Annotated in this window: 13 protein-coding genes; 3 read left to right on the top strand and 10 right to left on the bottom strand. The window is 48.1% G+C overall.

What is annotated here, in order from left to right:
• Positions 1-104 precede the first annotated feature (104 nt).
• From J2X05_RS11625 to J2X05_RS11670, 10 genes are all read right to left on the bottom strand, one after another.
• Positions 105-3,506 (bottom strand): LamG-like jellyroll fold domain-containing protein, encoded by a 3,402-nt coding sequence (locus tag J2X05_RS11625; protein WP_310072618.1) that lies wholly within the window; start codon positions 3,504-3,506, stop codon positions 105-107.
• Between the two features lie 269 nt (positions 3,507-3,775).
• Positions 3,776-4,075, bottom strand: coding sequence for a hypothetical protein (locus J2X05_RS11630; RefSeq protein WP_310072619.1), 300 nt, complete (start codon positions 4,073-4,075; stop codon positions 3,776-3,778).
• A 63-nt stretch (positions 4,076-4,138) separates the two neighbouring features.
• Positions 4,139-5,677 (bottom strand): methyl-accepting chemotaxis protein, encoded by a 1,539-nt coding sequence (locus J2X05_RS11635; protein ID WP_310072621.1) that lies wholly within the window; start codon positions 5,675-5,677, stop codon positions 4,139-4,141.
• A gap of 346 nt (positions 5,678-6,023) precedes the next feature.
• Positions 6,024-6,992, bottom strand: a complete 969-nt coding sequence (locus J2X05_RS11640; RefSeq protein WP_310072622.1) for a glycoside hydrolase family 43 protein — start codon at positions 6,990-6,992, stop codon at positions 6,024-6,026.
• A 30-nt stretch (positions 6,993-7,022) separates the two neighbouring features.
• Positions 7,023-8,390: an MFS transporter gene (locus J2X05_RS11645; protein WP_310072623.1), complete on the bottom strand. Its 1,368-nt coding sequence runs from the start codon at positions 8,388-8,390 to the stop codon at positions 7,023-7,025.
• A gap of 135 nt (positions 8,391-8,525) precedes the next feature.
• Positions 8,526-9,125, bottom strand: coding sequence for a beta-phosphoglucomutase family hydrolase (locus J2X05_RS11650; RefSeq protein WP_310072624.1), 600 nt, complete (start codon positions 9,123-9,125; stop codon positions 8,526-8,528).
• Between the two features lie 276 nt (positions 9,126-9,401).
• Positions 9,402-10,904 carry an L-arabinose isomerase gene (gene araA / locus J2X05_RS11655; protein WP_310072625.1) on the bottom strand — a complete coding sequence of 501 codons (1,503 nt, stop codon included), beginning with the start codon at positions 10,902-10,904 and terminating at the stop codon, positions 9,402-9,404.
• Between the two features lie 53 nt (positions 10,905-10,957).
• Positions 10,958-11,650, bottom strand: coding sequence for an L-ribulose-5-phosphate 4-epimerase (locus J2X05_RS11660; protein WP_310072626.1), 693 nt, complete (start codon positions 11,648-11,650; stop codon positions 10,958-10,960).
• Entirely contained in the window at positions 11,650-13,329 is a 1,680-nt protein-coding gene (locus J2X05_RS11665; protein WP_310072627.1) for a ribulokinase, read from the bottom strand. The genes J2X05_RS11660 and J2X05_RS11665 overlap by 1 nt, the downstream gene beginning before the upstream one ends.
• Before the next feature lie 120 nt (positions 13,330-13,449).
• Positions 13,450-14,421 (bottom strand): glycoside hydrolase family 43 protein, encoded by a 972-nt coding sequence (locus J2X05_RS11670; RefSeq protein ID WP_310072628.1) that lies wholly within the window; start codon positions 14,419-14,421, stop codon positions 13,450-13,452.
• Positions 14,422-14,699: 278 nt separating this feature from the next.
• Here J2X05_RS11670 and J2X05_RS11675 point away from each other — a divergent pair, with 278 nt between their 5' ends.
• The 3 genes from J2X05_RS11675 to J2X05_RS11685 are packed head-to-tail and all read left to right on the top strand — an operon-like array spanning position 14,700 to position 18,224.
• The gene (locus J2X05_RS11675) at positions 14,700-16,463 is read left to right on the top strand and encodes an IlvD/Edd family dehydratase (protein ID WP_310072629.1); all 1,764 of its coding nucleotides are present in this window, start codon (positions 14,700-14,702) and stop codon (positions 16,461-16,463) included.
• 12 nt (positions 16,464-16,475) lie between these two features.
• Positions 16,476-17,246: an SDR family NAD(P)-dependent oxidoreductase gene (locus tag J2X05_RS11680; RefSeq protein ID WP_310072630.1), complete on the top strand. Its 771-nt coding sequence runs from the start codon at positions 16,476-16,478 to the stop codon at positions 17,244-17,246.
• A 33-nt stretch (positions 17,247-17,279) separates the two neighbouring features.
• Complete coding sequence (locus J2X05_RS11685; RefSeq protein WP_310072631.1) at positions 17,280-18,224, top strand: ABC transporter substrate-binding protein; 945 nt, start codon at positions 17,280-17,282, stop codon at positions 18,222-18,224.
• The last annotated feature ends 143 nt before the right edge of the window (positions 18,225-18,367 follow it).

The following is an 18,367-nucleotide window of genomic DNA, read 5'->3' on the forward strand; positions in this document are numbered from 1 at the left end:
AAACTCCAAAATTTTTTGTAAATTTTGAGTTAATGTTTTATCCATTAACTCCATCAAAAAGAATTCAAGCCGAGGGAGAAGAATTTTCTCCCTCGCTACTGCGATTACTGGGCAGCGGAACCTTCTTGATACAGTGAGTTAATGCGTTCGTTACTGATGGTGCCGGTGAACACTTTGAGTTCATCGATAGCGCCGTTGAAGGGTGTATCCCAATAATTCACACCCAGTGCAAATTCATTGGTATCACCCGCCACTGTCATCACCCGTGGGAAGCCAGTAGATTCAAGCTGCTGCACACCATTCACAAAAATTTTGATGGTATTGTTGTTTTCGCCATCGACCATGATCACCAGGTGCGTCCATTGACCGACGGGAATACGATTGCTTAATTCCGCGTTGTCGTAGAACGCCGGGCCGTTCGCCCATACGCGGGTTTTTTCCGTGCCGTTCATGGAGGGAACCAAACTCAACCAATAGTTGGCATTAGCGCCACCAAAAAATGCGGTGGTGTAATTGGTAAACGCAGTGGGTTTTAACCAGAGCGAAATACTGTAGCTAGCGGTGGTAATTAAATTGTCGGGCAAACGCACACCGGATGTGCCATCCAGATTGACCGCTGAACCTTTAACACCTTGCACGTAGCTCACCGCACCGCCAGTGTTATGCATAAAGTTGCCGGTAACTGTACCTGCCGCTGCAACTGCATTTTTCGCGGTTAAATCACCATCAAAACTGTATTCCGCTGGCGCCAGAGATTTAACGGTGACGGTAAATTCTTTAGTGTCAGTGACCCCCTGATAATTGATGTGTGCAGTCAAGGTGACAGTTTTGTCGCCTTCATCGGCCGTCGGCTGTTTAACGACCGCAATACCGTTGGTGGGTTTCAAATAATTTTCGTTGCTGGATGTCCAACTAATGCCAGAAACAAATGGCCCTACGCGAATCAATTCAAAATTTTCGCGCACGGCGGACATATCGCCCAGCTCCAACGCCTCTTTTACAAAGCCGGCAAATTGTGCGGGATTGGTTAAATTATTAATCGCTGCACCGTTGATATCCAAACTGCTCAAGGCGTAGTCGTACACAATAAATTCATCGATTTGACCAACGAACGGCAGATCCCATCCGAAGTTAACACCCAGTGCAAACTGTCCGCCACTCGCGCTGAAAATATCATCGCGTGGCATAGAGCCGACCAGGTTGCCATCGATATATAACTTCATTGTGGTGTCAGCATAGGTGATCGCCACATGTTGCCATTGATTTACCGGCGCTGTTGCAGTGTGTACAACCTGATTCCAGTTGCCGAGGAAATTACTCCAGATCAATGAGGTCGAGGTAAACCAGGCATTGCCCGGAATAAAACTGATCCAGTGATCAAAATCACTCGCGGCAAAAAAGGCGGGCGTATGGGTGGTGAGCGATTCCGGTTTCATCCAAAAGGACACAGTGTAGGCATTGGAGTGAATAATGTTGTCTGGCAAACGCACGCCGTTGGCACCATTAAAATCGTAAGCCTGCCCACTGTAACCGGCAGCAAAAGTGGGTGCCGTTGCATCGACATTAAACAGGTTGTTGTCAGTAGTTTTCGCAGCAGCAAAATAGCCCACTGAATCGGTTAAGGTATTTTCAAATCCATAATGCGCTACTGCATTTTTAAACGGCGGGCGTGCGGTTAAATGCACTGAAAACGTTTTTGTAGTGGTCTGGCCATTTAATGAAAGATTGGCAGTGAGCGTAACGGTTTTATCGCCGAGGTCTGGCGTTGGAATAAATACATTACCCATGGAGTCGATAAAGTATTCATTGCTGCTCACCCAATTAATCGCAGTGCCGCTTTTGCCAATGGTCGGCAGCGAATAACCTTCATCGGCAATAGTCAATTCGGTTTTGATATTCAGTGCATCTTTTACACTATTCAAAGCTGCAGTTGTGCCCGCGATGGAATCCGTGCGGGTGCCAAATACCGAGGCGCCATCTTTTGCCATTGCAGAAAACACGGGAACCAATTCTTTGCTGCCGTTATCCCACTGCCACTTGATAACACCAAAGTAGGTGCCGGAATCCAATACCAGTTTGATGGAATCATCGCCCTGCGACATCCAGGTGCCTTTTTCACTACCGATGACGGTACGGTCTTCACGCAAGGTGATATAGCCGGATTTAATCGCGGTTTTATTAACGGATTTACCTTGATTCACAAACTTATAGTGACCGGGCACTTGCGCGATATCGACCAGGTTATTGCCATTAAGCGGAACATAGCGCTGGGGCGATACCACCAACCAACCGTCTTTGCTCACAAACATTTCATGCGTGCGTACGGCATGGGCTTCGATGTTGCCGGGATATGCAGTAGATGACGCTGGAAAGCGAGTGTGGGTTACCAGCAGATGACGCTTTGTTGCTTCATCGTAATAGGCCGAGTTGTGACCGGGTGATTGATAGCCCCATGAAGCACCAGGCTCACCTAATGCCTGGGTAAATTCAAATCCGCCCAGTAACTTGCCGCCAATCTCCAAACCGGTGCCCATAGTGGCGATGTCGACGCCAGCAGGATCAAGGTAAGGGCCTTTGGGCGTTTTGGAGCGGGCAATGCGGATGGAATAGCCGCCATTTGCATCAAAGCCGGCTACTGAGTAGAACAAGTAATAGTAATCTGCGACCGGGCTGTAGATCACATAGGCGCCTTCAATCGCGCGGAAATCGCCCCCGACCAAATGCTTGCCATAACCTTGACCCGCTTTGGGTTTACCCGTGGCGCCGTCCATTTCCAGAATAAAGATACCGCCAGAATAGGAGCCGTAGACCATCCACAATTTGTTGTCTTTATCGTAAAACGCGGTGGGGTCAATCACATTGGGGTCAACCGCACCATTCCAACTGGTTTGGCCGTTGTCGAGCGGGAAGCTAGTGAATTCACCGGCATTGCGGTAACCACTGCGCAGGAATACGCCTTTATCCACATAAGGACCTGCAACAGAGTCAGCCTCTGCCAGACCTAAGTAGGAGCGGTTCCAGCAGCCGCCATTGTCCGCTTCTACTTGGGCGCAGTGGTTGTAGTAGAACCAATATTTGCCATTGGGCGCCTTGATTACATTGGCTGCCCAGTTGCCTTTAAAGCCATCACTCCAGGCGATGCCTTCAGAGATTTCGCTGGAATAGGTATTAAACAGCGGGCTCTCATCAACCTTATCATTGGCTGACAGCACCGAAATATATTCCCAGTTAATCAAATCAGCCGATTTGGCCGCTGCCAGGTGTGAGCCGAAAATGTAGTAATCGCTACCGGCTTTGACGATGGATGGGTCGTGTACACCTATATCCAACCAATTGACCGAGCCGTCTTGCGCCAGCGGGATTCCGCTTGCCAGCGTCGGCTTGGAATAAACAGGTTCAGGGGATGCAGGAACTGGCTTGGTTGAGGCGTTGTTGTCGCTACCGCCACCGCAGCCGCCCAATAACAGCAGACTGCCAATGACAAGCGTAAGGCTTGTTAGCTTCATGTGTTTGACCTTCTCTCGTGTAGTTATTGCTTATTTATAATTCCCGGCGCAGCCACTTTTAAGACTTAGGATGAAACGCCACGTCGGGTCTAGTAGTCGCATGAACTATATGTCATACAATATTACTATCAAATATTATTGTCATACAATTAAACAGAAGTAAAGCTGCAGTCAGTGCTTTTTATGTCTATAAATGGTGCTCGAACGAAGGGCAATAAAAAAACCCGCACAAAGCGGGTTCTTCACAATATCTTTGGTCAGCGAATATATTAGCCCGCCGATCTCGCTTTAAAAGCACGTACAACCTGGTTGAAATCGTCAGCAAATTTTTTCAAATCATCCAGCTCTTTTTTCTCATCCGAGCGCCCCAGACCAGCACACCCCAGGTAGGCCTCCATGTCTTTTACATAGGCCTTCATATCATTGTTCGCTTTTACCATTTGTGCAGTAACCACAGTAGCTGCATCAGGAATTTCTGGTTTAGCGGCGGGCTTTTCGCAAGCTGCAGCAGCCATTGAAGTTACAACGCATGATGCAAAAAAAGTAGCAGCGATAACAAACGATCTCATGAATTTTCCTCTCAACAAAAGAACAAGATTACATAATTAACAAAACAAACATTCACAACAAAATTAAACCCGGAAACGCCCAACCAACTCCGCCATACGCGCCGCCATTTCAGCCAGGTTGCCTGTATTGGTAGTAATGCGACTGGAGCTTTCTGCCGTATGAGTAGCAACTGAAGAAATACGATCAATATTGTTTTCAATTTGGCGTGTAGCTGCGCTCTGTTGTTCCGATGCAGCCGCAATCTGATTGGTCCTATCGCGAATCACACTTACAATTTCGGTAATATTTTCCAGGGCGTGACTTGCATCGCTGGCTTGCACTACCGCATTGCCCGCCTGGTTAGTACCTGCCGCCATCATTTCTACTGCTTTTTGTGAGCCTGATTGCAAGCGCTCAATCATTTCGCGAATTTCAGTGGTGGAGCTTTGCGTTTTAGATGCAAGCGTGCGCACTTCATCGGCAACTACCGCAAAGCCGCGCCCTTGTTCACCGGCACGCGCCGCTTCAATCGCCGCGTTCAATGCGAGCAAATTAGTTTGCTCGGCAATACCGCGAATCACATCCAGCACCGAGCCGATACTCACTGTTTCTTGACGCAGACGGTCAATTACATCGGCTGCCGTTTTAATATCACCCGACAGGTTGGTAATTTGCCCCATAGTATTGACCACTAGGGTTTTACCTTCTTCTGCTGCATCGTCAGCTTGTAAGGACTTATCAGCGGTTTCCGTCACACTCACAGTCACATCTTGCACCACACCCGCCATCTCTTTCACTGCACCAACAATGTGTTGGATCTCAGTTTGCTGGGTGCGAATTTCGCGTTCATTTTCACGTGATAATTGCGAGAGGCTCACTGCACTATCACTCACATCGCGCGCGGTATGTGCCACGCTGGCGATAATCGATTGCAGACGCTCTACAAACTGATTAAAACAACGCGCCAGTTCTGATACTTCGTCATTACCGGTTACCGGTAAGCGACGGGTTAAATCGCCCTCGCCTTCAGCAATATCGCGCAACGCAGTCACCACATTATTTACCGGGCGCACAATACTCAATTGCACCGCATAGGCGAGCGATGCCGCTATCAGGCTGATAATAAAAACCAAGCCCAATGCGGAGTAAATTGCATCAGTCACTATCACATCTACCTCGCTCATATCCACACGCAAACTGATGGCACCTATAGTGGCGCCGTCAGATTTAATCGTTTCAGTAATCAACAAAAGCTCGCCTTCAACTTCAATGCCAGTCGCGCGCGGAGTGCCTGATAATTCACGCGGCACTATTTTGGAGTCGGTATTTTTTTCATACCAGGCAAAAGGTTTTTGGGCGCTATATACAACCGCGCTCAACACGCGTGGGCTTACACGCAAAGCACCCAGTGATGCGTTAACGGTTGCGCTATCGTCAAAAGTCATTGCCCCAACACTTGCCTCTCCTAACACCTGCGCAAGCGTGCGTGTATCTTCAATAATGGCGGATTCTGTTGTGGCAATACCGGTGCGCACAGTTACCAAAGTTGTTGCAATAACAGCGGCGATACAGGTCAAGGTCACGCTGAGCAGAATCTTCCATTTAAGTGATAGATTGTTCACTTACACCTCGGTTAGCACATGAATAAACTAAGAAAAAGCCATTGTGATGCTGGTCACAATTTGCGCGTAAGACTAGCAGACAATTTTTTTAATGCATCTTTTTTTATTCCATTTTTTGAATAAAAAATAATAATTGTGCAATTGCAGAGCAGATCCGAAATAAGCAGATCCACTACAGTCAATAAACTGGCGAACCGTTAACTAACCCAAGATACAAGTGAAGAATAGACAGCTTTTCGACACCCCAATAAGTGAGCGCAACCCACAAACAAAAAATCCACTCACCGAAAAACAATGAGTGGATTTTTTGTTTGCAAGCACTAATGAAAATATGGTGCGACTGGTTTTAATCCGCCATAGAAGGCTTGCCAAATACCGGCATGCCTTTGTCATTCCAGCGCAAGGGTTTTACAAAAGTATGGCGATCAGGATTCCATAAAGGATCGCCAATTATTTCAGTATAAGTACGTGCGTGATAAACCAACATCACCGTGTCGCCATCTTCACCATAAGTAAAACTGTTATGGCCAGGGCCGAAAATTTTGTTGGGGATATCCGAACAAAGTACTGGTTCTTTGGATTTGGTCCATGATGCAGGATTCAGTAAATCGGAGTTTTCATCTGCCCACAATAAACCCATCGCATAATTTTCATCAGTCGCACTCGCAGAATAACTGATAAATATTTTTCCATTACGCTTTAATATCGATGGCCCTTCATTAACCCAGAAACCGCGAATCTCCCATTCGAACTCCGGTTTGGTGAGCAGCACGGGTTCACCAGCCAATTGCCAGGGTGTTTTCATCGGCGCGATATACAAATTGGAATTGCCGCGAATATTTACATCTTTTTGCGCCCACAAATAATAGAGCACGCCATCGTGGGTAAAGGTGGTGGCATCCAGGCAAAAGGTATCTATACCGCTATCGATCTGCCCCATAAATTCCCACTCACCTTCCAGCGGATTCGCATTTTTGTTGCGCACGCAGTACATACGGTGTTGGAACAAATCGAATTTTATTTCACGGCTGGGCGCTGCGGCGAAGTAAACATACCAAGCAGATTCACCGGATTCAGGATCTTTGTTGAAATGAAGTTCCGGTGCCCATAATAATTCGCTGTAAGGACCGGCTTCGGGTTTGTGCCATGCATCAACCGTCTTAGCAGTTGCCAATTCAGCAATTGTTTTTGCGCGGCGCAATTCAATGCGGTCGTATTGAGGCACTGATGCAGTGAAATAATAATAGCCGTCGGTGTGTTTATAAATAAACGGATCGGCGCGCTGGGGGATCAGGGGTTTTAATAATTCGCTCACAACATTCTCCAAACTCTTTTAATTTCGTATTTAATTCCGCGCAATATAACCTTTAAGTATCATGGTACCTTTCAGCTCGGCGTAATAGCGGTCATTAATGCGGTACATAAACATCAGCAGCCCCATCAAAGCATGAAAGAATCCGGGTATGACGGACAACATAAGTGCAATACCCATCATTGACGTTTCTGATTGCTCCTGGTTGGGCACATATTGAAAATAGGTCAGCAACCAACCCACCATCAAACCCGCAATCCCCATGCCCGCTTTTTGTCCTACCGAAATACCACCATAGGCAAAACCGGATACACGCTTGCCATTTTTAACCTGGCCATAGTCAATCGTTTCAGAAATAATTGACCAGAATACTGGCGCATGCAGATCGACAACAAAGGACAACAGGAAATACAAAATAAAAGCCAGCAATACATCTTGCGGATCAACAAAGACATAGATCGCCACACTCAAGCCAGCCACTATCAACTGGGTGTAGCGGAATAAATTAATCTTGCAATAAAACTTGGTGATCCAGGTGGATGCAATCATCGCCAGAATCGCCGCCACAACGCCGGTGGATATAAACGCTGATACAAGCGTGTCATCTCCGCCCAAGTAATATTTCGCGTAATAAATTGCAACTGAGCCGCGGATTACATAACCAATGGTGCCGGTAATACACACTGCCACCAGGATTAACCATTGGTCGTTTTTTAATAGTTGCAAAAACTGGCTGAGCAGCGGTTGCGGCTCGACGACATGCACAACACGCTCTGAGGTATTGAAATAGCAAAATAAAAACATTGCAGCGCCAATGAACGACATAATTGCCATCGCGATTTGATAGCCCAAGGCTTTGTCTTCCCACATACCTGATACAACAGGCACAACTGCAGCCACCATAAATGCGCCGATTTTGGCAAGAAATAAACGATATCCATTGGCCGATAATTTTTCTTTAGGGTCACTGGTGAGTGCGCTGGGCAAGGAAATATAGGGAATGCCTACACCCGACGTAATTAAAGTCATCATGATGTAGGTGGAATACGCCCAAATTAATTTTGCGTCGTATTCCCAATTAGGCGTGGTGAATACAAAAAACACGCTCACAGCGTAGGGAATTGCCAACCACAATAACCAAGGGCGGTAGCGGCCTTGCAGGAAAGTAAACCGATCAGTGATTTGCCCCATTACTAAATCGGAAATGGCACCGACGATTTTTACAGTGAAAAATAAAATCCCCATATCCATCGGGGTTAGACCAAAAATATCAGTGTAATAAAAAGTGATGATTAACATCATCGACGAGATCACTACGTTCAACGCCATGTCGCCAGCGCCAAACCCTACTTTCTCGGTAACCGATAATTTATCGGTTGCGTGCACATTGGAAGCTTGCATTTATTATAGTGACCTCGTGTTGTTATTAAAAAAAAACGGCAATACCAAACAGAATTCTGCCGTATTGCCGCTTCCTTTATCTCTCACCGTTTTGTACGGTTTATAGTGTCCGAATAATCCGGCTCGCTCTAGTTTTTACAAAAAGTAATCGTTCTCTACCGCATGGACTAATAACACATCGATTCCTGCCATGCCTGCACTCGCTGCTGCTTGCAACCCGAGTTTTGAATCTTCAAATACCACACACTGTTTGGGATCAACGCCCAATAATTCTGCACAGCGTAAAAAGGTATCCGGTGCGGGTTTTGGATTTTTTACCTGGTCAGCACCGACTACAGCACTGAGGTATTTTTCCAAACCACAAATCTTCAAAATGGTTTCGGCTTCCTGGGTATAAGCCCCAGTACCAATCGCCATGGGTTTCACGCCGTGGTATTTCTGAGCAACTTCAAGCAGTGCAGTTGGTTTTACATATTTGTGCATATTCTCGTGCACGACCTGCTCTTTAAAATCATTCATTTCATCAAGGCTGGCATCGACCTTGAGATTGAATTTTTCGAGCAGAATTTCAATCGTTCCTTTAGTGGGAACGCCCGCCAATGAACGCATAAACGAGCGGTCAATGGGGATACCGTATTTGTTCAGCATGGTTGACCATGCAAATTCATGTAATTGGCCGCTATCGACTAGCGTACCGTCCATATCAAAAATCAATGCTTCGTAATGGTCGTACATCTTTTGCTCTCATTTCATTGTTGCCGGGTAAGGTAGAAATTAGAGCACAAACCAGCGTTAAGTTCGAAAGGAAAAGACCTGACTTTACAACTTTCTGATCTTGACTGCGTATGCGAGCCGGTAGTGGTTTCCGGGTTAGGTAGAGGCATGTGCGACACGCCGTGAATACATCCATGTAGGCTCGTTGTCGACATCCATGTCGCCAAACGGTCTCACATGCCTCTACCTAATCCCTCACATATCAGTTCTTTTCAAGCTCGTTAAAAGCAAAAGCGCTTAAACACCATCTTTCAAATGAAAGTAAGCCGCATTGTGGCGCAATTCAGTTTTGAAGTTGCGCACAGTAGTATCCGCACCAATTACCAGCGCTTCAATTCCTGCCATTTCCGCGTAGTCCACGATTTCGTCAGCTGTTACACCTTGGGTGTAGGCGCTGTGGTGCGCGCCACCGGCTTGAATCCAGGCTGCTGCAGAAATCTCCAGATTGGGGCGCGGCTCCCACAGGGCTTTTGCTACCGGCAATTTTGGTAACTCTTGTGGTGGGTTTACGGTGTCCACTTCATTGATGATCACGCGGAAACGGGTGCCGATATCAATCAAGGAAATGCACAGTGCTGGACCTGCTTTGCCGGTGAAAATCAAGCGGGCGATATCATTGCGGCAACCGATTGTGTGCAAATGCACTTCCAGTTTTGGTTTTGCTGCAGCGATCGATGGACAAACTTCCAACATATGCGCGCCCAGTACTTGATCCACAGCACCGAAGTGATAAGTGTAATCTTCCATAAAGGATGAACCACCCACACGGCCTTTAGACATCACTTTGCAGATGTGCACCATTGCAGCGGTTTTCCAATCGCCTTCACCGCCGTAACCAAAACCAGCTGCCATCAGGCGTTGTGTTGCAAGACCAGGAAGATTGGTCAAGCCGGTCAGGTTCTCAAAGCAGTTAGTGAACGCTCCGAAGTCGCCGTCGGTTAAAAACTTCAACATACCCAGCTCCAAACGCGCTTCGTTTTTCAGCATTTGGTATTGATGCGCATCATCAAAAATCGCAGGGTTTACATCGTATTCTTTTTTGTAGATTTCAATTTGTGCAGCAACTTGCTCATCGGTGACTGCATCAACTACTTTTTGCAGATCGCCCAAACCATAAGCGTGAACTTCGTAACCAAATTTAATTTGCGCAGCAACTTTATCGCCATCGGTTACCGCTACTTGACGCATGTTGTCGCCAAAGCGCGCCACTTTTAAATTCTGGCTAGCGTACCAACCCATAGCAACGCGGCACCAACTGTCGATTTGCTTTTGCACGGATTCAGTTGCCCAATGGCCTACAACCACTTTGCGCTCCTGGCGCAAACGTGTGCTCACATGACCAAATTCGCGGTCGCCATGTGCAGACTGGTTGAGGTTCATAAAGTGCATATTGATTTCAGCAAACGGCAGCTCAGCATTGAACTGGGTGTGCAAATGCATGTAGGGCTTGCTCAATGCACTCAAACCGGCGATCCACATTTTTGCCGGAGAGAAAGTGTGCATCCACAGAATCAAACCAACACAGTTGGGATTACTATTCGCCGCTTGGCATACAGCAAGAATTTCTTTGGGAGATTTAACCGTATCCTGTGCAACAATTTTGATTGAAATATTGTTGGATTCAGTCAAACCCGCCGCAATTTTTTGACTGTTCTCGGCGACTTGTTTTAATACGCCTGGACCATACAAATCTTGTGAGCCGGTGACCAACCAGACTTCTTTATCGCCGTAGATTTTCATTTTGTTTTCCTCAAAAAATATTTTGTATTCGTTTAAATAAAAATGTGGGTTTATTACTTCTGCCCGTAATAGGCATTTTTCCCGTGTTTGCGTAAATAATGTTTGTCCACAATGCCTTGTTTTAACGGCGGAGTGTTTTGCTGTAAGGTTTTGGTTAAATAGGCCATGCGCGCAATTTCTTCGAGGATTACCGCGTGGTAAACCGCATCGGCACCGCTCTTGCCCCAGGTAAATGGCGCGTGACCGGCCACGATCACCATAGGAACTTCTTTCGGGCTGCGCGTTTTAAAGCAATCGGTAATTTGCACGCCGGTTTCTTCTTCGTAATCGCGCTCGATTTGTTCATCAGTCATTACCGCGGTGCAGGGAATTTCGCCGTAGGCGTAATCAGCATGGGTAGTGCCGTAGCAAGGAATAGCCTGTTGCGTTTGCGCCCAGGCAGTGGCGTAAGTTGAATGAGTGTGCGTCACTCCGCCAATCGATTCAAAGTGGCGATACAAATGCGTGTGGGTTTTGGTATCGGAAGAAGGACGCATCGCTCCTTCTACGATATTGTTTTCCAAATCGACAATCACAATATCATCAGGCGACAATTTTTCGTAGGCCACGCCGCTTGGCTTGATAGCAATCACACCTTTGCTACGATCAATTTGCGATACATTACCCCAGGTATACACCACCAGATTGCGGCGCTGTAATTCCATATTGGCTTCGTAGACTTCGCGCTTTAATTCGGTGTAACTCATTAAGCGTTACCTCCAACACCACCAGCAGAGACAAAAGTGCCGAGCTTGAGATATTTTTGATACAAGCCTTCATAGATAGCGGCAGCATTGGCATTGGGCGTGTAGGTTTTGCACACACTGGATGCCATCACTTTTTGTGCGCTTGCAACATCGGGATAAACTCCACCGGCAACCGCAGCAAAAATCGCCGCGCCCAGTGCACAGCTTTGCTCGCTCTCCAATACTTCGATGGGGCAGTTCCATACATCGGCGCAGGTTTGCATTACAAAATCCGATTTTTTCGAGATGCCGCCAATCGCCACAACAGAATTGATCGCCACGCCTTCTTGTTTAAAGCGCTCGATAATCGCACGCGCACCATAAGCCGTTGCTTCAACCAGCGCGCGGAAAATATGCGGTGCACTGCTGCCCATTTTCAAACCGGCGATGGCCATAGCTACAGATTGGTCGGCGTCCGGCGTGCGGCGACCATTCACCCAATCCAGTGCGGTAATACCCGCTTCACCGATAGCTAATTTGCTCGCCGCGTTACTCAATGCAACCAGCGTTTGATCTTCAATTTCTTGTGCGAGTTTTTGTTTGGTGTCTTCATCAAGCAATGAAGAATTTTGCAAGATGTTAGCAACCGGCCAGTTCACCAGATTGCGGAACCAGGCATACAAATCGCCAAATGCTGACTGCCCTGCTTCCAGGCCAACAAATCCTGGTGTTACCGAACCATCAACCTGGCCGCAGATACCGGCGATACATTTATCACCAATATCGTCGTAGGTTGCGACGGTAATATCGCAAGTCGATGTGCCCATAATTTTGGTGAGCACACCCGGTTTTACTTTTGCAGCAACGGCACCCATATGGCAATCGAATGCGCTAAAACCAACGGGCGTATTGATTGGCAAACCAAGTTTGTCCGCCCATTTTGCAGAGAGTCCACCGCAAACTTGGTCAGAGGTAAATGTCTCGGCTGGCAAACGGTCACGCAAACCATTTAATAGAGGATCAATGCCCACAAAGAAATCATTCGGTGGATAACCGCCCCAACTTTCATGCCACATTAATTTGTGACCAGTGGCGCAGCGGCCCATGCGCAATTTGCTTGGGTGCGTAGTATCAGTCAGCACTGCTGACATCCAATCACAATGCTCCACCCACAGGTAAGCGGCTTTGGCGACTGAAGAGTCTTCACGCAATACGTGCAGGGTTTTTGCCCAGAACCATTCAGAGGAATAAATTCCGCCTTCGTACTTTAAATAGTTCTCGGATGATTTATTTGCAGCCGCCGTAATTTCTTGCGCTTCTTTAATCGCGGTGTGGTCTTTCCACAGCACAAACATGGCGTTGGGGTTTTCGGCAAATTCCGGTTTGAGCGCGAGCGCAACACCTTCACTATCAACCGCAACGGGAGTTGAGCCGGTGGTATCAAAACTGACGCCAACAACCTGCTGCGCCGCACCTGCTGGTGCCTTGTTCCACAAACCCTGAACAACTTGTTCAAGGCTTTCCAGATAGTCGAGCGGATGCTGGCGGAATTGGTCTTTCGCCGGTACGCAGTACAAGCCTTTTTTCCAGCGCGGGTAATAGACCACATTGCTGGTTACTTCTTCACCGGTCAGGGCATCTACTAACAGGGCTCTGACGGAGTCAGTGCCGTAATCCAGCCCCAAGGCATAAGAGGTCATAACATCACCCATTTTTATACTGTTGCCTCACCAGAGGATATTAATATTGTATGACAATATTATTCAGATTAGATCTCCCCATGTCAATTGGTTTCATGGGGAGGCGGAGCGCTTAAACGCTTATTTCTGCAGCGGCTTGACGGCTTTATTTGCCGTTACGCCTTCGCTGGTCATGACAATACGCTTGATAGTGCCATCCGGGTTATAGAACAGCTCATCGATAGCCACCGAGCGGCGATATTGGCCACCATCCGGACGCCCTGCGCCGGTGTGATAAATGAAGTAGTGCTTGCCGTTAAATTCAATAATCGCCTGGTGGTTAGTCGGCGTATTGCCCGCGACTTCATTGAGAATCCCCTTGTATTCCCAAGGGCCGGTGATGCTCTTGCTCATCGCATAACCCAGCTTCTCGGGGAAGCCCATGGCATAGGAGAGATAATAGTTGTCGCCGTATTTGTGCACCCAGATTGCCTCGGTGAATTCCGGCAGGCCTTTGATATCCACAATCGGTCCATCCAGCTCGATCATATTGGGCTTGAGCTTGGCGTAACGCGGCTTGCTGTTGCCCCAGAACAGATAGGCTTGGCCGTTATTATCGATAAACACTGACGGGTCGATATCATCCCAGTCGTTGGGGGTATCAGTGGTCATATCGTTGGTTATCAATGCCTTACCCAGCGCATCTTTAAATGGTCCGAGCGGGCTATCTCCCACCGCCACGCCTATGGCAAAACCCGGCTTGGTGTCGTTGTGGCGCGCGGTGATATACCAGTAAAACTTGCCATTCTTTTCAATAATCTGGCTCGCCCAGGCATCACCTTTAGCCCATTTGAAATCTTTTATATGCAGGCGCGGGCCATGGGATTCCCAATTGACCATGTCATCCGAGGAGTAAACCAGCCAATCGTGCATCTCAAAAAACTTGGTGTTGTCTTTCGCCTCGTCGTGCCCCGCATAGAGGTACACCTTGCCGTTATGCACCATGGCCGCCGGGTCGGCAGTGAAGACATCGGTAAAAATCGGGTTGGCGGCCTGCGCGGCGCCAGCAAGCACGGACAAGGCTAAAAACATCGGTTTAATCAGGGTGCGCATTATTCACTCTCACTCTTATTGTTGGTGATACCCGTTTTTTGAAGGGGTTGATTTATATTGATATTATAATACAATTAAATCAAGTATTGGCAGTGAAAAGTTTTGTCCAAATCCGAAGCAGCGCCTGTATTTAAACGGTAAACCTGCGTAATTAGGATTGCGGCAGCTTAGCCCAGCTCTTATATTGTCTGACTTTAATAATAATTGATGCCCTGACTGGGACAAGGTTAGGGCTGATCCTGCCATAGCTGTGGCTCCATAAGATGTAGCAGCCTTGTATGAACCAAGATAATAAGACAAAAAAAGCCCCCACTTCAGCGCAAAAACCGCTGCGAAGTGCCCAATGGTTCGGCACTCAGGACAAAAATGGCTTTATGTACCGCAGTTGGATGAAGAACCAGGGCATCCCTGAACATCACTTCCAAGGCAAGCCGATTATCGGCATCTGCAATACCTGGTCAGAACTCACCCCCTGCAACAGCCACTTCCGCGAACTCGCCGAAAGCGTCAGGCGCGGTATTCTGGAAGCGGGCGGCGTGCCGGTGGAATTCCCGGTATTTTCCAATGGCGAATCTAACCTGCGTCCCAGTGCCATGCTCACACGCAATTTGGCGGCGATGGACGTTGAAGAATCAATTCGCGGCAATCCTATCGACGGTGTGGTGTTATTGGTCGGATGCGATAAAACCACTCCCGCATTAGTCATGGGCGCCGCCAGTTGCGACCTGCCCACTATCGTTGTGACCGGCGGCCCCATGCTCAACGGTAAACACAAAGGTAAAGATGTCGGCTCAGGCACTCTCGTGTGGCGCATGAGCGAAGATTACAAAGCGGGAAAAATTTCCCTGCAGGAATTTATGGATGCCGAAGCGGATATGTCCCGTTCCACCGGCACCTGCAACACCATGGGCACGGCATCGACTATGGCCTGCATGGTTGAATCGCTCGGTTTATCGCTGCCGCAAAATGCCGCCATTCCCGCAGTCGATGCGCGCCGCAAAACCCTCGCCTATATATCCGGTATGCGCATTGTGGAAATGGTGCAGCAAGATTTACGCATCTCACAATTGCTCACGCGCGAAAGTTTAATCAACGCGATTCGCACTAATGCGGCGATTGGTGGCTCGACTAATGCTGTCATCCATTTAAAGGCCATAGCCGCGCGCATGGAGTTGCCGCTCACGCTGGAAGATTGGCAAACCTACGGCCAGCAAATTCCCACGCTGGTAAATTTGCAGCCCTCCGGCCAATTTTTAATGGAAGATTTTTATTACGCCGGCGGTTTGCCCGCGGTATTAAAACGTCTGGGCGATGCAGGTTTACTCTACAAAGACTGTCTCACCGCAAACGGAAAAACACTTTGGGAAAATAACCAGCAAGCGCCCTGCTATAACGATGATGTAATCCGTACGATTGATAATCCGCTGTGCAGCAACGGCGGCATTTGCATTTTGCGCGGCAACCTTGCACCGCGCGGCGCGGTATTAAAACCGAGCGCAGCATCTCCACACCTAATGAAACATCGCGGTCGCGCAATCGTGTTTGACAGTTTTGATCACTACAAAGAGCGCATTATGGATGATGCACTCGATGTTGATGCAAACAGCGTAATGGTATTAAAAAATTGCGGCCCCAAGGGGTATCCCGGCATGCCGGAAGTGGGCAATATGGGGCTGCCGCCCAAATTATTGCGCGCAGGTATTACCGATATGGTGCGCATTTCCGATGCACGCATGAGCGGCACCGCCTTTGGCACAGTGGTATTGCATGTTGCGCCTGAAGCACAAGAGTTTGGCCCGCTTGCTGCAGTAGAAGATGGCGATTGGATCGCATTGGATACCGATGCCGGTTCACTCGAATTGGAAGTGAGCGCAGCTGAAATTAGCGCGCGGCTGGATACCTTGCGCCAACAAAAAACCCACAAAAAAACCGGTGGTTATTTACAGCTTTATATCGAACACGTGATGCAAGCCGACGAAGGCTGCGATTTTGATTTTCTCGTGGGTTGCCGTGGCGCCGATGTGCCCGGCCACTCCCATTAAGGTGATGCGGCTATGACACTCACCAACCAATATCCGAGCCTGAAATATAAAGTGGTGTTAATCACCGGCGGCGCTTCCGGTATTGGTGCCAATCTGGTTGAAGCATTTTGCCATCAAGGTGCGCAGGTGTGTTTTATCGATATTCTCGATGATGACGCGCGCAAACTTGTCGAGCAACTTAGTCATCGCCCCGATAACACACCACCGCGCTACTATCGTTGCAATCTGTTAAATATTCCCAAACTGCAGGCGACGATCAAACAAATCTACAACGATGTTGGCCCCATCAACATATTAATCAACAATGCCGCCAATGATACGCGCCATGATTTCCGCGAAGTTACCATCGATTACTGGAACGAGCGTTTGGCGGTGAATTTGCGCCACCATTTTTTTGCAGCGCAGGCGGTGTATGAACATATGCTTGAACTCGGCAGTGGCTCGATTATTAATTTGGGCTCAATGAGCTGGTACGCAACCCAGGGCGGCATGCCTGGTTACACCAGCTCCAAAGCGGCGATAGAAGGTTTAACACGCGGGCTCGCACGTGATATGGGCGGCAATAATATTCGCGTAAATACGCTGGTGCCCGGCTGGGTGATGACCGACCGCCAGATGGCGATGCTCACTAAAGATAAATCTGCCAAAAATATTTTAGATAACCAATGTTTAAAAAAATCGGTGATGCCGGAAGACATTAGCGCTATGGCGTTATTTCTGGCATCGGATGATAGCCGTTTATGCACCGCCCAGCATTTTATTGTCGATGGTGGGTGGATTTAACCTAACAATAATTTAACGATACGAGAACTTACTATGAAAACGATTTTTAAAACCCTGACACTTGCCGCTGCCATTGGCATCAGCGCTACCGCAAATGCATTGACCGTTGGATTCGCGCAAGTGGGTTCCGAATCCGGTTGGCGCACCAGTTTTTCAGAATCGGTAAAAGCCGAAGCAGAAAAACGCGGCATCACATTGAAGTTTTCCGATGCACAACAAAAGCAGGAAAACCAGATTAAAGCCGTACGCAGTTTTATTGCGCAACGTGTGGATGCCATTTTAATTGCGCCAGTGGTAGAAACCGGTTGGCAACCGGTGTTGATGGAAGCCAAGCGCGCGCGCATCCCGGTGGTTATTCTGGATCGCAATGTATCAGTTACCGACCAATCACTTTATCTCACACGTATCGCGCCAGACTTTGAAGTGGAAGGCCAACGCGCCGCCAGCTGGCTCACTGAAAAAACCCAGGGCAAGTGCAATATTTTAGAACTGCAAGGCACTGTAGGTTCAAGCGCGGCGATTGGGCGCATGAAGGGTTTTAACGATACCATCGCTAAATTTCCGGAAACCAAAATTGTGCGCAGCCAAACTGCCGAATTTACCCGTGCAAAAGGTAAAGAGGTAATGGAGACCATGCTCAAAGCAGAAGGCGGCGGCAAAGGTATTTGTGCAATTTGGGCGCATAACGATGAGATGGCACTGGGCGCAATCCAGGCTGTACGCGAAGCGGGTTTACAACCGGGTAAAGATATTCTGATTGTGTCGGTAGATGCAGTAGACGATGCGTTGAAGTCGATTGTAGCGGGCGAGATTAATGTGTCGGTGGAGTTGAGCCCGCACCTCGGTGGCCCTGCATTTGATGTAATCAATGAATTCCGTGCAGGTAAAAAAGATTTTGAAAAATGGATTCGTATGGGTGGTGCTGTGTATACCGCTGAAAATGCTGCCGCCGAATTGGTGAAGCGCGGAGCTAAATAATTTCTGGTGCAAGGACACTAGCGAATAGGATTGTGCGACACGCCGTGAATACGTCCATGTAGGCTCGTGCACAGCATCCATGCTGTGCACGGTCGCCCAACCCTATTCGCTAGCATCCCGAGAGAATGTGCTGATTCCTAAAA

Origin of the sequence: Cellvibrio fibrivorans, assembly GCF_031457055.1 — a bacterium.
Classification (GTDB): domain Bacteria; phylum Pseudomonadota; class Gammaproteobacteria; order Pseudomonadales; family Cellvibrionaceae; genus Cellvibrio; species Cellvibrio fibrivorans.

What these genes read in the sequence shown, in the direction of transcription:
- J2X05_RS11625 (WP_310072618.1), bottom strand. Translation starts at nt 3,506, where the DNA reads ATGAAGCTAACAAGCCTTACGCTTGTCATTGGCAGTCTGCTGTTATTG.
- J2X05_RS11630 (WP_310072619.1), bottom strand. Translation starts at nt 4,075, where the DNA reads ATGAGATCGTTTGTTATCGCTGCTACTTTTTTTGCATCATGCGTTGTA.
- J2X05_RS11645 (WP_310072623.1), bottom strand. Translation starts at nt 8,390, where the DNA reads ATGCAAGCTTCCAATGTGCACGCAACCGATAAATTATCGGTTACCGAG.
- J2X05_RS11650 (WP_310072624.1), bottom strand. Translation starts at nt 9,125, where the DNA reads ATGTACGACCATTACGAAGCATTGATTTTTGATATGGACGGTACGCTA.
- araA (WP_310072625.1), bottom strand. Translation starts at nt 10,904, where the DNA reads ATGAAAATCTACGGCGATAAAGAAGTCTGGTTGGTCACCGGCTCACAA.
- J2X05_RS11660 (WP_310072626.1), bottom strand. Translation starts at nt 11,650, where the DNA reads ATGAGTTACACCGAATTAAAGCGCGAAGTCTACGAAGCCAATATGGAA.
- J2X05_RS11665 (WP_310072627.1), bottom strand. Translation starts at nt 13,329, where the DNA reads ATGACCTCTTATGCCTTGGGGCTGGATTACGGCACTGACTCCGTCAGA.
- J2X05_RS11670 (WP_310072628.1), bottom strand. Translation starts at nt 14,421, where the DNA reads ATGCGCACCCTGATTAAACCGATGTTTTTAGCCTTGTCCGTGCTTGCT.
- J2X05_RS11675 (WP_310072629.1), top strand. Translation starts at nt 14,700, where the DNA reads ATGAACCAAGATAATAAGACAAAAAAAGCCCCCACTTCAGCGCAAAAA.
- J2X05_RS11680 (WP_310072630.1), top strand. Translation starts at nt 16,476, where the DNA reads ATGACACTCACCAACCAATATCCGAGCCTGAAATATAAAGTGGTGTTA.
- J2X05_RS11685 (WP_310072631.1), top strand. Translation starts at nt 17,280, where the DNA reads ATGAAAACGATTTTTAAAACCCTGACACTTGCCGCTGCCATTGGCATC.